The organism is Nocardia sp. BMG51109, from assembly GCF_000526215.1.
GTDB lineage: Bacteria > Actinomycetota > Actinomycetes > Mycobacteriales > Mycobacteriaceae > Nocardia.
In genome coordinates, this window is record NZ_JAFQ01000004.1 from 6972317 (window position 1) to 6988222 (window position 15906).

Consider the following 15906-nt stretch of genomic DNA (forward strand, 5'->3'; position numbering starts at 1 on the left):
ACAATTCTTGAGATGAATATTAGCGCAATCCGACCGTTCGGGATCCCCCCGATCAGGTGTTCTGCCGGCCGTTTACTCGTAGGTAAAGTATCCACGGGGTATCCGAAAAAATAAATCATCACGAAATTTAATACTTGCATTTCCGCCGATTTCGTGAATTCGGCCGCCGGCGGACCGGGCGCACCGGAGTCCCGTCACGGCCGGTACACACCGTCCGCGGTCAGGCGGGCATCCCGTGACAGCAGCGTGGCGGCCTCCCCGGATCGGATGTCCGCGGCGGACGTGCCTTCGGGACCGAGCCGGCCGGTGGGCCTCCGATACAGGGGCGCGCCACCACACATGGCGTCCGCGAGCCGCCTGCGTCCGGCCAGCAGGCGGGCCTGTGACCTGGACAGGTACTCCTCGATGCGCTCCCCGGGCACGGCGCGCAGGAATGCTTCCGGATGCACGAGAGCGATCAGGCAGGAGATGTGCCCGAAGCCGAGACTGGTGAGCAGGCCCGCCCGCAACGGCAGGGACTCCCCGAACTCCAGGGGCTCCCGCACCCAGACGAGGCGCCCGTGCGCGGCCAGCGCGTCGTCGACACAGTCGAGGCTGCGGTTGGGCGTGACGACGCCGGTCGTCAGCACCTGGCACAGCCCGATCAGCTGGAAGGCCGCCGCCCCGCCCTTGGCGTGCCCGGTGAGCGACTTCTGCGATACCACGAACAACGGGTTGCCTTCCGTACGCCCCAGTGCCGTGGCGAGGCGTTCGTGCAGGTCCGACTCGTTGGGGTCGTTCGCCGCGGTGGAGGTGTCGTGCTTCGACACGACCGCGATATCGTCCGGCGTCACGCCCAGGCCGCGCAGGTTCGCCGCGACTTCGGACTCTTCCCCGCCGCGTCCCGCTGCCAGGGCACCGAGGCCGGGCGCCGGGATCGACGTCTGCACCCCGTCGCCGAAGGAGTCCGCGTACGCGACCACGCCGAGAACCGGCAGGCCCAGTTCGAGTGCAAGGTCCCCGCGGGTCAGCAGAACCGTTCCGCCGCCCTGTGATTCGACGAAACCCGCCCGGCGCCGATCGTTCGGCCGGGAGAACCTTCGTTCGGCGATTCCGCTCGCCGCGAGCGCCGTGGAGTCGGCGGTGGCGGACATGTCCGCGAAGCCACCGACCGATTCCGCGCTCAGGTCGTCGATGCCGCCGGCCACCACGAAATCGGCTCTGCGGAAACGGATCTTGTCCGCCCCCTCGGCCACCGAGACCGCGGCGGTCGCGCAGGCGCCGACCGGATGGACCATCGCGCCGTAGCTTCCGATGTAGGACTGCACCACATGTGCCGCGGTCACATTGAGCAGGGTTTCCTGCAGGATGTCGTTCGGTCGTTCCTCGCCGAGGAGTCTGTCGAGGTAGCTCGATCGCATCGCCGCGAGCGCGCCGAGGCCCGTGCCCATGGTGTTGGCGACCGCGGCGGGATGGACCCAGCGCATCAGCTCGTCCGGGGCGAATCCCGCGCCGACGAACGCGTCCACGGCGGTGACGATGTTCCACACCGCGAGCCGGTCCAGCGCGGAGGCCATGTCCGGCGGAATTCCCCAGCGCCGCGGATCGAATCCGGACGGGATCTGCCCGCCCACGGTGCGGGTCATCTCGGCGCGCCGAGGCACTCGGATCTCGGTGCCCGCTTTTCTGATCACCGTCCAGTCGCGGGAGTCCGGTACCGGCGCGATCACGGTGTTCGCGCCGTCCGCGGCGGCGAAGGCGCGCGCCTCGGACTCGCTGCCGACGGTGAACGTCATGTCCCGCTCCAGAAACACCGAGGCCAGCAGCGGCACCGTATCGCCGGCCAGCACGCCGTCGTCCGCATAGCTCCGGATCCCCGTGCGGGCGAGCACCGCGTCGTGGTAGCGCTCGGCGATCTCCGCTTCGGGTACCGGGTCGCCGGTATCGGTGTCGTACCAGCCGGGCGCCGGGTCGTTCTCCCAGGTGACCAGACCGGTGGTCCAGGCCAGTTCGAGTACCCCGGCCGCGGACAGCCGATCGGAGACCTCCATCTCGAAGCGGGTTCGCGCGGACCCGTACGGGCCCAGCTCACCGGCCCCGACGATCACCACCATGTCGGCGAGATCCGTTGTCACCGTGCCCCATTCGGCGATGCGCGGTGTCGGGCCGGCCACCGGCGGCGACGGCAGCGCGGCGACGACAGGCTCCGGCTCCCGGTCGGCGCCGGGACGGGTGTCGCCGGTTGCCGCGGTGGCCAGCGCGCTCAGGTCCAGCTCCACGCCGGCCAGTCCTCCGGTCAGGTCGACATGCCGGGGCCCGGTGGCCGCCGCCGTTCTGGCCTCGGCCGAGCAGTGCGCCAGCAGTTCGGCCGCCATCTCCTCGGCGGACCAGGTCCGCACGCCGAGGTCCTCGACCGCGGCGGCCAGCGGATCGTTGTGGCTCATCAGCCCCGTGCCGCGGACCCAGCCGATCAGCGCGTGCACCAGCGTCACCCGCCGCGACCACGTTCGCTCGCTGCGCCACTTCGCGACCACCGCGTCCAGCGCCGCCTTGGACTCGCCGTACGCGCCGTCTCCGCCGAACACTCCGCGATTGGGCGAACCCGGCAGCAGCACATGGAGTTTCGCGTCCACGTCGCGGTCCGCACCGATCCTCGACAGTCCGCCGACCAGTCGTTCCACCGTCCACAGCAGCAGCCGCATCTCCGTCTCGGCGCGAGCACCCGCCTCGGAGAGATCGCCCGACACCCGCGGCGCGGCGAACGGCAGCAGCAGCGTCGGCGTCCACGCCGGTTTGATCACCTGCGAGGTACCACCGGCAGACCGCACCCGCGGATTCGCGATCCATTCGATCAGCGCGTCCACGTCCCGGTAGGACGCCAGGTTGGCCGGAACCACCCACAGTGCGGCGCCGCCACGGGCGTGGTCGCGGTAGAGCTCGCGATAGAAGGCGAGCCGCTCGTCGTCCAGGCGCGAGGTCGTGGCGATCACCGTCGCACCACCGGCCAGCAGGCCACCGGCGAGGGCGGCCGCGATCGAGCCCTTGCTCGCGCCGGTCACCACGGCGATATCGGCGGCAAACTCCCCCGGCTCGGCGCTGCGAGCCGCGCGCGCGATCCTCACGTAAGCGCTCGCGAGTTCGTCCCGGCCCGCCGCCGAGGCCCGGTCTCGCCACCATTGTGCTTGGGCCGCAACGCTTTCCCCCGTGCCCGCGAAACCCGCGGGATCGAGCATCACGCCGGACGACCACACCCGCGCGAGATCTTCACGCGCCCCGGCCCACCTGTCGTCCAGGCACACCGCCCGGTCCGCGTCGAATGCGGGCTCGACCAGGCGCGGCCAGTCCGGGCCGAGTTCGGCGGAGACCGCGTCGAGAACGCCGGTATCGGGGGCGCTCTCCAGGCGGCTCGGCTCGGCGAGGCCGAGCTGATCCAGCACCAGGCGAGCGGCCGCGGCCAGCACACCGTCGCGACCGGTGATCCGCTCGGCGAATTCGCCGATCGCGGCGGGGTCGACGCTCGCACCGGCCGCGCCACCCGTGGCGAGCAGGGACACGGCGACGCCGTGCCGAGTGGCCACCGCCCGGACCGCGGCGTCCACCGCGGCGTCCACCGCCGCGCCGTCGCCGAGTGGTCCGGGCACCAGCCCGCCGAGTTCACCGCCGCGCACGCTCGTGCCCTCGCGGGTACCGAGTGCCAGCTCGGCGGTCACGTGCCCGGTCCAGCCGTCGCCGAGCCCCCACACCGTGCGCAGCCGGTCGCCGATCGCGGCGGGCCGACGGCCGGACGGGCCGAGCACCCGGCGCAGGTGGTCGTTCAGCCATTCGGTGAGTACCGATCCGAACGGCCGATAGGTCCGCGCGAGTTTCCGCACGGTGACCGCGAGCGATGCCGTATCCGCCTCGGCCGCACCGTCGATCGCACCGACGGACAGTTCCGCCGAGAGGTCGACCAGCAGTTGGTTGCGGCGCGAGGAGACCCCGTCGCACAGTCCCTCCACGGTGTCGGCGGGACCGATCTGATCGGGCCGCAGCTTGGTCCACAACGCGATCAGAACCGTGGTCGCGTCGGCGGCCGTGAACGGAATATCCTCGGGCCGAACGACATCGGCGGAAGCGTCGGGCACAGGCGGAACGTCGGCGGCCGGCTGTTCGATCTGCGGCTGTTCGATCTGGAGAGATTCGGTGTCCGGAGATTCGGTGTCGACGGGGTCGGCGTCGGTGCCGAGAACGACGGCCGCGTCCCGCTCGGCGTTGAGCACCTCCACGACACCGAATCCGGGAAGACGCAGTGTACGGGCGGCCAGATTGGCCAGCGTCGGCGCTGCCGCGAGCCCGACCTCCACGAACCGCCGCATGCCCAGGCCACCGCGGCCCTCGTCGGTGAACAGCAGATCCTGGGTCTCGATCCAGCGCACCGGGCTGGCGAACTGCCAGGCCAGCAGCTCGATCAGCACGATCCTGCACAGCTGCGCGGGGCGCGCGGCCCACTCGTCGTAGTCGTCCAAGACGGCCGCCAGCGGTTCCGACGGCACGAGATCCGTTATCGCGCTGAGGAACTCACGTTCCAAGGTGAACGGCGCGGGGATCAGGTTCGGAATGTACCGGCCCACCAGCACTTCCGGCCGGATCGTGGCGGGCAGCAGTTCGTCCAGCTTCGCCCGGAACTCCGCCACCCCCGCGCGCAGCACCCGCGAATGGAACGGCACATCGACGCCGGGAATCCGGACGAAGGCGCGTTCCCCGCCGGATCCGCCACGGCGCGCGTCGATCTCGGCGGCCAAGGCGTGCAGACCGGCCTCGGTGCCGGCAACCGAATACTGGGCGTCGCGCAGGTTCAGATTGACCACCTCGAGGAACTCCCCGGCGCGCTGTGCGACGCCGGCGACGAAGGCGACGACGTCACGGTCGGTGAGGCCGATCGCGGCGGGCCGGATCGCCGCCATTCCGTACTCGCTGTGACCGTCCGCGTCGCGGGGCACCAGCTGATCCATGGCCTGTCCGCGCTGGAATACGATCTCCAGCAAGGTTTCCAGCGGAATCACCTCCGCCACCGCGGCCAGCGCGACGTATTCACCCAGCGAATGCCCGGCGAAGACGGCACCCTCGACGAACACCCCGCTCTCACGCAGCTCCGCCGCCTGTGCCACGCCGAGTGTGGCGAGCGCCGCCTGGGTGAATTGGGTCAGATGCAGTACCCCGTCCGGATGCCGATACTCGATGCCACCCGCCCGCACCGCGGCCGGGTTGTCGCGGACGACCGCGAGGATCGAGAACCCCAGCACTCGCCGGGTGTGCGCGTCCGCGCGCTGCCAGACATCCCCGGCCGCGCGCGATCGGGCCATCGCGTCCAGCCCCATGCCCTGCCGCTGGATGCCCTGCCCGGGAAAGGCGTAGACCGTCGGCGGCGGCGCCAGGCGACCGGTGGCCAACATGACCGGCTCGTCGCCGACGCGGCAGGACACCTCGACGATCTCGGCGCCCGCGTCGGCCGCGATCCGGTCGACCCGGATATCGATGGTGTCGCCGGGCCGCACCATTCCGAGGAATCTCGCGGTCCACGCCGTGACCGCCCGGGCAGCCGGTCGCCCGGCACCGCCGGCCGCGTACTGACCGGCGGCGGACAGCCACATCCCGTGCACGATCACGTCGTCCAGGCCGGCGAGTGCCGCCGCGGCCGCACTGGTGTGGATCGGGTTGTGGTCGCCGGACAGTTCGGCGAACGCCGCCATACTCGCCGGCGCCACCACCCGCAGGTCCCGGCGGCGTCTGCGGGGAGTGTCGCGCGTCACGGTGGTCCGTGTCCCCGCGGCCTGCGGCGGGTCGGCGGGCGCGCCGGGACCGGTGCGGCCACGGATCGCGAATCGCTCGGTGAGCGTGGCGAGCACCGGGTTCTCCAGCCCGGTCCCCACGTCGTCGAGGATCGCGCCGACTCGCACATGAACCTCGATCACCCGTCCCGATTCGGTGTCGACGACGTCACCGGACTCGGCGCGCACGGTCAGAACGCTGGTGGCGCTGGGCCATTCACCGCTCAGCCGCACCTGATGATCGAGGTGCACCAGATCGAGCAGACCCTCGACGGCGGCGGCGGGCCCGGGTCCGCGAACGGCGCCCAGCACCGCGAAGACCGCCGGCCAGCAGGCGCCGACCAGGACATCCGGCGCCGTCCCGCCCGCAACGGCCACCGCGTCCGGGAATCCGGTGTCGAGCACACCCGCGTGGTCGGCGAGCACATCCGGCGTCCAGGCCAGGTCGAGGTGCGCCACCCAGCGGCCGTCGCTCATCCGGACCTGCGGGACCGGTCCGCCCGCCGCCACCTCGAGCAGCCCGGTCATCGCCGCCTCGGCATCGGCCGCGGTCACCACCGGAGCGCCGCCGGCGCGGGCGGACGGCGGCACGCCGATTCCGATCCGGAGCCGCGCTCCCGGCGTCAGCGGAACTTCCAATTCGACTCGCTCGGAAGAGATCTCGCGAAGCGTCGCGCCGGTGGGCGGGTGGCTGCGTGATCCGCCCCGCCCGGGCGTCCACGCGTCGGGGGCACCGAGCCGGCGCACCGGATTGGGCACCAGCCTCCCGGCCCAGGACAGGTCCGGCGCACCGAGCACGACGTCGGTCGTGGCACCGGCCTCGCCGGACCGCCTGCGGGCGGCCACCGCCAGTGGCCGCGCGCCGGTGGCCAGGACGGCATCGGTGGCCGCCCGCTCGAACCGATCGAGCAACTCGCCGACCGGCTCGTCCACCCGGGTGATTCCGGCGACCGAGACCGGGCCGGGAATCACGCACACCGCGTCGGCCGCATAGCGCGGATCGTGCGCCTGCCACAGCGAATCCGACCGCCACCAGCGCCGGACCTCGGAGTCCAGCACCGGGACGAAGTTCACCGGCTTTCCGGGAGTCCGGCACAGCGCGACGAAGAAGTGCGCATCGGCCGGGTGCAGCACGGTCGTCTCGGCGTCGGGATACGCCCCGATCAGTGCGGTGACGGCGTCGCCGGGCCGGTCGAACAGGGTGGGATCGGCGAACAGAGACGGAATCGGGCCTCGGTCCGCCGGGTGCAGCCGGGCCTCGGTGCGATGCGCCATCGCGGTGAACCGGTCGCGCCAGGAGACATCGGGCCACGGCGGGCCGGTGACACCGGCGGCCAGTTCGACGTAGCGGCGCAGCCAAGCCGCGTAGGTCATGGCGCTCAGGTCACCGAAGTACGGCTTGGCGGTGCGATTCAGCGCCGCGATGATCTCGTCCCGTCGCGCTTCGACCGCCGCCGCGTCCCCGGCGACCTCGTCCAGCAACCGGCCGGTGCGTGCCGCGGAATTGTCGATCTCGTGGATATCGGCGCCCAAATGGCTTCGGCCGGACGTGATTCCGCCGCGAGACGCGCCTGCCGAGACCCAGTCGGGGGTGCCGGGCGTCTCCACCAGCAGCCGCTTGACCTGTGGCGAGGTCGTGGCCTCGGCGGTGGCCATGGCGGCGGTGCCGACCAGCACCCCGTCCACCGGCATCGGCGGCCGCCCGTACGGCCGCGACCATGCTCCGGTGAGATAGTCCGCCGCCCGCGCCGGGGTGCCGATTCCGCCTCCGGCGCAGATCACGACGCCGGGGTGCAGCCGAAGTTCGGCGTAGGTCTCCAGCAGCAGCTCGTCCAGTTCCTCCCAGGAGTGGTGCCCGCCGGCGCGGCCGCCCTCGATGTGCACGATGATCGGCTGCCCCGGCATCTCGACCGCGATCCGGGCCACCTGCCGGATCTGCGCGACGGTGCCGGGTTTGAAGGCGACATACGGGATTCCCGCCTCGGTCAGCTCCTCGACCAGGGCCACCGCGGCGTCGAGTTCCGGAATGCCGGCGCTGATCACCACCCCGTCCAGCGGCGCGCCGCCCGCCCGCGCCTGCTGCACCAGCCGCTTGCCGCCCAGCTGCAACGACCACAGGTACGGGTCGAGGAACAGCGCGTTGAACTGCACCGCGCGGCCCGGCTCCAGCAGGCTCCGCAGCCGGGCCACCGAATCGGCGAACACCGCGCCGGTGACCTGACCGCCGCCGGCGAGTTCGGCCCAGTGCCCGGCGTTCGCCGCGGCCGCCACGATCCCGGCATCCACGGTCGTCGGGGTCATGCCCGCCAGCAGGATCGGGGAACGGCCGGTGAGCCGGGTGAAGGCCGTCTCGGTCACCACCCGGCCGTCCGGCAACGCGACCGGACGCGGCGAGAACTCGCTCCAGGACGGCGAAATCGCCGGAGCCGCACCGGGAGTCAGCAAGCTCCGCTGCCCGGCGCGGGTCAGCGCGGGCACGATTCCGATGCCCGACCCGCGCAACGACGGCGCGGTCAGCCGGGTCAGCAGGTCGCCGGGACCCACATCGAGCACCCACCGCGCCCCGGCCTCCGGCACACCCGCCACGGCCGCGGGCCAGTCGACCGGATCCACCAGGATCTGCCGGGCGAGCGTCCGGGTCAGGGCCACATCGAGAGCGCATTGCTCCGCCCAGCCCGCCGCCAGCTCGACGGCTTCGCCCAGGGCCGGGTGATGGAACGCGAGGTCGATCGGCAGCCGCTCGAACTCCGGGGCACGGCCCACGCCGCCGGGCCCGCGCGCGACCCGCTCGGCGGTCCGCCGCGTGTACCGTTCCTCGACCCGTTCCAGTTGCTCCGGCGGGCCGGACAGCACCGCGTGACGCCGGCCGTTGCGTATCGAAACCACCGGCGCCGCAACAGGGTCGAGCCCCTCGGCGACCTCGGCCACGACCGCGCGCAACTCGTCGGGGTCCGCGTGCGATACGGCGACCATCGGGGTGCGCTCCCCCAGCACGACGAGCCCGAGCCGTCGTCCGGCTCGCGCACCCGCGGCACCGATCAGCCGGGCGATCGCCAGCAGACGGGGATCGGCGCCACGGTCGGCGGCCGCGGCCACGCCCAGCACACCCTGCGAATGCCCCGCGAGCGAAACCGGCGGGGTCCGCGCAAGATCCAGTCCGTGCCGCGCCAGCGCCCGCAAGCCCGCGATCTGGCTCAGCAGAATCCCCGGCACCGACACGGCGGGCGAGCGCAGCACCGACACCGACGGGCGGCCCACGGACCCTCCCGCGAGATCGTCGCTCGCCCGGAACCAGGCGACGGGGTCGAACCCGGCGGGGGCCGCGACCAGGAGCTGTCCGGCGATCGGCGCCAGCACGTCCGCGGCGTGGCGCACCACCTCCGCGATCTCCCCGGTCAGGTCGTGGTCGTCGCATATCTCCGCGCACGGTTCCAGCCACGAGACGCCCTGCCCACCGAATGCCAGCGCGTAGCCGTGGCCGGCCCGGAGCCGCTCGATCAGCGGAATACCGGCCCCTCGAGCGCCGTCGTCGTACGCATGTCGTACGCCCGGAGTCACGCTGTCATCGATCGTCACGACGACCACTTCCCCTCAGAGGATTCGTCCCGAATTCGCGGATCTTCCGCCACGGGTTCCGAATGTGGAACCATCGCGATCCCGCGGCCGAATCCGCGCCCACACCATCGTAGGAATTGCGCGGATATCCGGCCGATACCGTACGAATTCGGGATTCGGAATCGTGCTGGTAATCGCAACAATATCGGAAATCGGAGACATGACATCCCCCCGACCGGGTGCGGACTTCCGGTCGTGAATGTTACCCAATGTTACCGAACGTTACCGCGAGAGAATGAATCACGCTGATTCGATGCCGTGAAACCGGCCTCCGACCGGGTTATGTTACTCGGCCGGAGGGACGTTACCGGTCGAGGAGAGTGTGTCACCCCGTGCGTAGAAACAAAGGGAACGCGTTGATCGCGGCCGGGCTCGCGGCTCTGGTGCTGTTCACCGGGTGCTCGTCGGGCGGAAGCGACCCGGGCGAGGGCGGTGAATTCATCACCGGCCTGTATCTGGAACCGCGGGGGCTCGATCCGCACCGGCAAACGTATTGGGAGACCTACCGGATATCGCGCCACATTTTCGAACCGCTGATCGGCGAGGACCTCACCGCCACCTCGGGCACCCCCGGACTGGTACCGGTGCTGGCCACCGACTGGGACCACAGCCCGGACGGCCGGGTGTGGAACTTCCGGCTGCGCGAGGGCGTCACCTTTCACGACGGCACCCCGTTCGACGCGGCCGCGCTGGACAAGAACGTGCGCCGGGTGTGGGACCGTAACTACGAGTTCTTCGACGAGGAGAGCGCGGGCAGGGTCAAGGTGTGGTTCGGCAACCTGCGCGCGGCGCACCCGACCGGCGACCACTCCTACGCCTTCGAATTCGCCGAGCCGTTCCTCGGATTCCCGCGGATCCTCGCGCAGTCGATGTACACCCTCGCCATCGGCAACCCGGCGGTGTGGGAGAAGTACGGTAACAACGGATTCGCCGACCATCCGGAGGGCACCGGACCGTACCGGTTCGTCTCCCGGGCGATCGGTGACCGGATCGTGTTGCAACGCAACGAGAAGTACTGGGGCCGGCGACCGAACTCGGACACCCTGACCTTCCGGATCATCCCGAACAACCAGACCCGGGTCGCCTCGCTGCGCAACGGCGAGGTCGACCTGATCAGCTATGTGCCGCCCGACGACGTGCAGCCCTTGGAAGGCGCCGGGTTCCAGGTTCCGCGCGGTACCGGCGCCGAGGTGATGTTCTTCACCTTCAACCTCCGCAATCCCGTGTTCGGCGACGACCGGGTCCGCCGGGCGCTGACCCACGGCATCGACCGGGAGGCATTGGCGCGGGAGGTCTACAACGGCTACGCGACGGCGCAGTACTCGATCCTCCCGCCCGGCAACGAGGCCTACGATCCGGCCGTCCGGGATTTCCCGTACGACCCGGAGCTGGCCCGGAAACTGCTCGCGGAGGCCGGTTTCGGACCGGGGCAGCTGCGCTTCAACCTGGTCGTCGACGTGGCGAACGACAATCTGGCCCAGTGGCTGCAGGCGAGCTTGAAGAAGATCGGCGTCGAGCTGGACATCGTCAGCCTGGACCGGGTCAACTATTCGGCCCGCATCTACAACCCGCAGCCCGGTGACGGCCTGAGCATCGACGAGTTCGGCGAGACCGATGCCGAGTGGCTGTACAACGCCTACAACGGCCTGAAGAACCGCGGCCTCGACCCCGCGCGCTATCCCGAGGTCACCTCGGCGATCGGGACGGCACTGCACACCTCCGACGCGAATGCGCGAATCGGGCTGTGGCGCAAGGCCGAACAACAGTTCCGCGACAACGCCCTGGCGATCCCCGTGGTCAACCAGAACCGCTTCTACGCGGCCGGGCCGAACGTCGAGGGGTTCGTGTTCCCCACCACCAACTGGTACGACCTGTCCCCGGTCCGGCTCACGGGTTCGCGATGACACTGTTGCGCCACACCGGGTTCCGGCTGCTGAACATGGCGCCGATCCTGGTGCTCGTCTCGGTGCTCGCGTTCCTGCTCGGCGCGCTCACCCCCGGTGATCCGGTCGAATCCCAGTTCGCCTCGCGCTACACCCCCGAGCAGCTCGACGAGCTGCGCGCCACCTACGGGCTGAATCTGCCCCTGTGGGAACAGTATTTCGTCTGGGTGAAGAACCTGTTCGCCGACGGGGGCGGAGTGTCGCTGACGCTGGGAACACCGGTGTTCGACATCCTGATCCCGCCGTTCCGCAACACGCTGATCCTCACGGCGGCCGGAACCCTGGTGTGCGTGGTGTTCGGGACGCTGATCGGGATGCTGGCCGGATTCTTCCACGGCACCTGGATCGACCGCGGCGTCATGCTGCTGGTCCAGGTCGGCAGCAATCTGTCGGTCTATTGGTTCGGCCTCGTCCTGATCGGCGTGTTCGCGCTGCACCTGGGCTGGTTCCCGGTCAGCGGGATGCGGTCGCGCGGCGGTGGCGGATTCCCCGATCTGGTCGAACATCTGGTGCTGCCCGCGGTGTCGTCGGCGCTGATCTCCCTGCTGGTGCTGGCCCGATTCGTGCGGATAGGGGTCATTCGGGAGACGGTCACCGACTACGTCCGCACGTTCCGGTCGCAGGGAGTGCCGCTGCGAACGATCTACGGCAAGAACATCGTTCGCAATATTCTGCCGAGCATCGTCAACATCACCGGGCTCGAGATCGGCACCCTGATCACCGGCGTCTTCTTCGTCGAGATCGTCTTCAACTGGCCCGGCATCGGCACCCAGCTGGTCAATGCCGTGAACGGCAAGGACTATCCGGTGATCCAGGGCGGAATCGTCCTGGTGGCGCTGTGCTACCTGCTCGTCAACCTGATCACCGATGTGATCGTCGACTCCCTCGATCCGACATTGCGTGGTGCCCCATGACATTCGCCCTCACCCCGCGCACTCTCACCCTGCGGGCCCCGCGCCGCGCCGGACGGCGGCGGTACAGCGCGCAACTGCTTGCCGGGGCCGTCCTGATCGGTTCGGCGGTGGTGGTCTCGCTGCTGGCGCCGGTGCTGGCGCCCTACGATCCGCTCGCCACCGACCCTGGCGCGAAGTTCCTGTCCCCGGGCAGCGCCGGGCATCCGCTCGGCACCGACGAACTGGGCCGTGATCTGCTCAGTCGGCTGCTCTGGGGCGGCCGCACCTCACTGCTGCTGTCCGCGGCCGCGGTGGCCACGGCGACGGTGCTCGGTTCGATCGCCGCGCTGTTCGCCGGTTTCTCCGGCCCGCGGGTGAGCGGTGTGGTGATGCGGATCGTCGACATGGTGTTCGCCTTCCCCGTCATCCTGGTCGCCGTGGCGCTGGCCGCGGTGCTGAGCCCCGGCCCCGCGGTCGTCGTGGTCGCGATCGTCTTCGCCGTCGTGCCGTATGTCACCCGCGTGGTGTTCACCGAGGTCAAACAGCACACCGGCCGGGAGTACGTGGAAGCCGCGGTCGCCCTGGGCGCCACCCGTGCGACGCTGATGGTGCGTGAGGTGCTGCCCAACGTGGCCGGCGCGATCGTCGTCTACGCGACGGGCCTGGTGGCCACCATGATCGTGTTCTCCGCGAGCCTGAGCGCGGTGGGTATCGGCGTGCAGCCGCCCACGCCCGACTGGGGGCAGATGATCGCCTCCGGCGCGAAAGTCGTGCTGTCCGGGCACATGTACGTGGCCGTGATTCCCGGGCTGACGGTCATGGTCGTGGCCCTGGCCTGCAACTGGCTCGGTGACGGATTGCACGATCTGTCGAGCCCGCGCATCGGGCGGAGGGCGCGATGACACTCACCGAACACGACACCGTCGCCGACGCGCGGCTCACTACCGTGCTGGAGGTCGCCGGGCTCGCGATCGCGTTCCCCGGCGACGATCCCGACGCCCCCACGGTCTCCGGGGTCTCCTTCGCCCTGGACTCCGGCGAGGTACTCGCGCTGGTCGGGCAGTCCGGTTCCGGCAAGAGCCTCACCGCGGCCGCGATCATCGCACTGCTGCCGCGGGCGGCGAAGCTCACCGCGGGCAGCGTCCGGTTCCGCGGGCGCGACGGGGATCCGGTCGACCTGATCCGGCTCGCGGAGCGTCGGCGCGCCGCCTATCGCGGCGCGGGCATCGGCATGGTGTTCCAGAATCCGCTGGGCGCACTGGATCCCGCGCACCGGATCGCCGCGCAACTGGACGAGGTGATCGTCCGGCACCGCCCGGGTGAATCCCGCCGGGCACGCCGCGAACTGGCGGCGGCGTGGCTGGAGCGGGTCGGGTTCGACGCCCCCGAACGGGTGCTGGCGTCCTACCCGCACCAGCTCAGCGGCGGCATGCGGCAACGGGTGGCGATCGCGCTGGCGGCGCTCGGCGAACCGGCCGTGCTCATCGCCGACGAGCCCACCACGGCGCTCGATACCGTGGTGCAACGCCAGATCCTGGACCTGCTGCGCGATGTCGTGCGCGCGACAGGGTCGTCGCTGTTGCTGATCACCCACGATTTCGACGTCGTCGCGCACATGGCCGACACCGTCGTGGTGCTCTCCGGCGGCCGGGTCGTGGAGCAGGGCCCCCGCGACACCGTGCTCACCGCGCCCGAACACCCGTACACCCGGCGGCTGCTGGCGGCGGTGCCGCGGCTCGGTAAGCGGGCCGGCCTCCCGGCGTGGCACGGGCCACGCCGACTGTCCTCCGCCGAAACCGCACCGGCACAGAGTGATTCGACCGCACCTACCGGCGACGCCGAACCGATCCTGGTCCTCGAGTCGGTGTCGAAGCGCTTCACCGTGGGCGGGTTCGGCACCGGGCTGCCGAAACGGGAGGTCAGCGCCGTCACCGACGTCTCGATCGCGGTGCGGCGCGGCGAGATCTACGGGCTGATCGGTCCGTCCGGGTCCGGCAAATCGACCCTGGGACGGGTGATGGGCGGACTGCTACCCGCGACCGAGGGCGCGGTCGTCTTCGACGGCCATCGCCTCGCCGGCGCGTCGCCCGCGGCCCTGCGGCCGCTGCGCGCGCGGTTACAGTACGTGTTCCAGGATCCCGTCGGCTCCCTCAACCCCGGGGTGCGCGTGGGTGAACAGATCGCCCGGCCGCTGCGCCGGTTCGGACGGGACCGCAAGACCGCGGCGGGGTCGGTGACCCGGTCGCTCGAATGGGTCGGCCTGCCTGCCGAATTCGCCGAACGCCACCCGCACGAGCTCTCCGGCGGGCAGGCCCAGCGCGTCTGCATGGCGCGGGCACTGGCCCTCGAGCCGGAACTGCTCATCCTGGACGAACCGACCTCCTCGCTGGACGTATCGACCCAGGCCGAGATCATCGACCTGCTGCTCGATCTGCGCGAACGCCTCCGTCTCACTTGCGTATTCATCGGCCACGGGCTCGGGCTCGTGGAATGGGTCAGCGACCGGATCGGGGTGCTCGCCGACGGCAGGCTGGCCGACGAGTTCGAGACCGAGAATCTCACCGGCAGCACGCGTTCCACGGCGACCAAGGCACTGCTCGCGGCCGATCTCGGCCGGGGAAAGACACAGGCGGGAAAGGCACAGGTCCCATGACAGCTCCCGGCACCGGCCCGCTCGTCGTGCCCGCGACCACCACCGAGGAGGCGTCGGCGATCCTCGACGACCCGGCGTTGCTCGCGGCCTGGAGACAGCATCCGGCCGTCTTCGCGGTGATCGGGATCGATCGGCTCGGTGTGCCCGTCCCCCGCCCACCCGCCGGCGACCTCGACCCCAGCCTGCTGGCCACCGCGCTCGCCGCGGCGGGCGGGCCCGCGGTCGTGGTGGCCGCGGCCGCCCACATCGACCTGCCCTACAACCTCGCCCGCCGCGTGCTGTCGCTGGACCATCTCACCCGGGGCCGCGCCGGAGTCCTGCTCGGCGACCACGACCCCCGGGGACGCACGCCGGACGCGTGGAGCGGAGCCGGGCTCGGGCACCGGGCCGCGCTGGGGCCCGAGACCACCGCCGACACCGCCCGCGCGCTGACCGGCCTGTGGCACAGCTGGCCGCTGGACAGCATCGTCGGCGACAAGAGGTCCGGCATCCTAGTGCGCTCGGACCGGATCCGCCAGGTCGATCACCGCGGCGCCGCCGCCACGGCGGGGCCGATGAGCATTCCGGCATCGGTGCAGGGGGCGCCGATTCTCGGCTGGTACGGCACCGATCCGACCGGCGCCGACCGCCCCACCGGCGTTGCCGACCTCGTCGTGCTCGGCGCGCTCCCCCACCCCGAGACCGCCACCGCGGCGCTGGCCCACGCTCCCGGGCAGGCACCGCTGCTGGTCGAGGTCCCCGCCGACGCGCCCGCCGCGGCGGCGGGCCTGCTCGCCGCGGGCGCCGGTGGGATCCTCCTGCGCACCTCCGATCCGCGGCCGCCCGCCCGGACCGCCGAACGCCTGCTGCGCACCGCCACCGAGCTGATCGGACGTCCCGGCCGGGTGGACGGCCACCGGCACACCCTCCGGGAGGCGCTCGGCCTCGCCGCGCCCGCGGACCCGCTACCCACCGCCGCTGCCGCGTTCCCCGCTCCCTCGCCCGCCGCCTACCGCTGACCGCCCACCGCTCCGACC

The 15906-nt window shown here is 71.2% G+C and carries 6 protein-coding genes; 5 read left to right on the forward strand and 1 reads right to left on the reverse strand.

Annotated features, from left to right (window positions below):
• Positions 1-194: 194 nt before the first annotated feature.
• Positions 195-9362: a type I polyketide synthase gene (locus tag D892_RS42690; protein WP_051499986.1), complete on the reverse strand. Its 9168-nt coding sequence runs from the start codon at positions 9360-9362 to the stop codon at positions 195-197.
• Between the two features lie 371 nt (positions 9363-9733).
• Here D892_RS42690 and D892_RS44640 point away from each other — a divergent pair, with 371 nt between their 5' ends.
• Genes D892_RS44640 through D892_RS44140 form a run of 5 tightly spaced genes read left to right on the forward strand, consistent with a single transcriptional unit; the run spans position 9734 to position 15888 of the window.
• The gene (locus tag D892_RS44640) at positions 9734-11305 is read left to right on the forward strand and encodes an ABC transporter substrate-binding protein (RefSeq protein ID WP_198037045.1); all 1572 of its coding nucleotides are present in this window, start codon (positions 9734-9736) and stop codon (positions 11303-11305) included.
• Positions 11302-12258 (forward strand): ABC transporter permease, encoded by a 957-nt coding sequence (locus D892_RS0132880; protein WP_024805321.1) that lies wholly within the window; start codon positions 11302-11304, stop codon positions 12256-12258. The genes D892_RS44640 and D892_RS0132880 overlap by 4 nt, the downstream gene beginning before the upstream one ends.
• Entirely contained in the window at positions 12255-13139 is an 885-nt protein-coding gene (locus D892_RS0132885; RefSeq protein WP_024805322.1) for an ABC transporter permease, read from the forward strand. Before D892_RS0132880 ends, D892_RS0132885 begins: the two co-directional genes overlap by 4 nt.
• Entirely contained in the window at positions 13136-14890 is a 1755-nt protein-coding gene (locus D892_RS0132890; RefSeq protein ID WP_024805323.1) for an ABC transporter ATP-binding protein, read from the forward strand. Before D892_RS0132885 ends, D892_RS0132890 begins: the two co-directional genes overlap by 4 nt.
• Positions 14887-15888, forward strand: a complete 1002-nt coding sequence (locus tag D892_RS44140) for an LLM class flavin-dependent oxidoreductase (RefSeq protein ID WP_024805324.1) — start codon at positions 14887-14889, stop codon at positions 15886-15888. Before D892_RS0132890 ends, D892_RS44140 begins: the two co-directional genes overlap by 4 nt.
• The last annotated feature ends 18 nt before the right edge of the window (positions 15889-15906 follow it).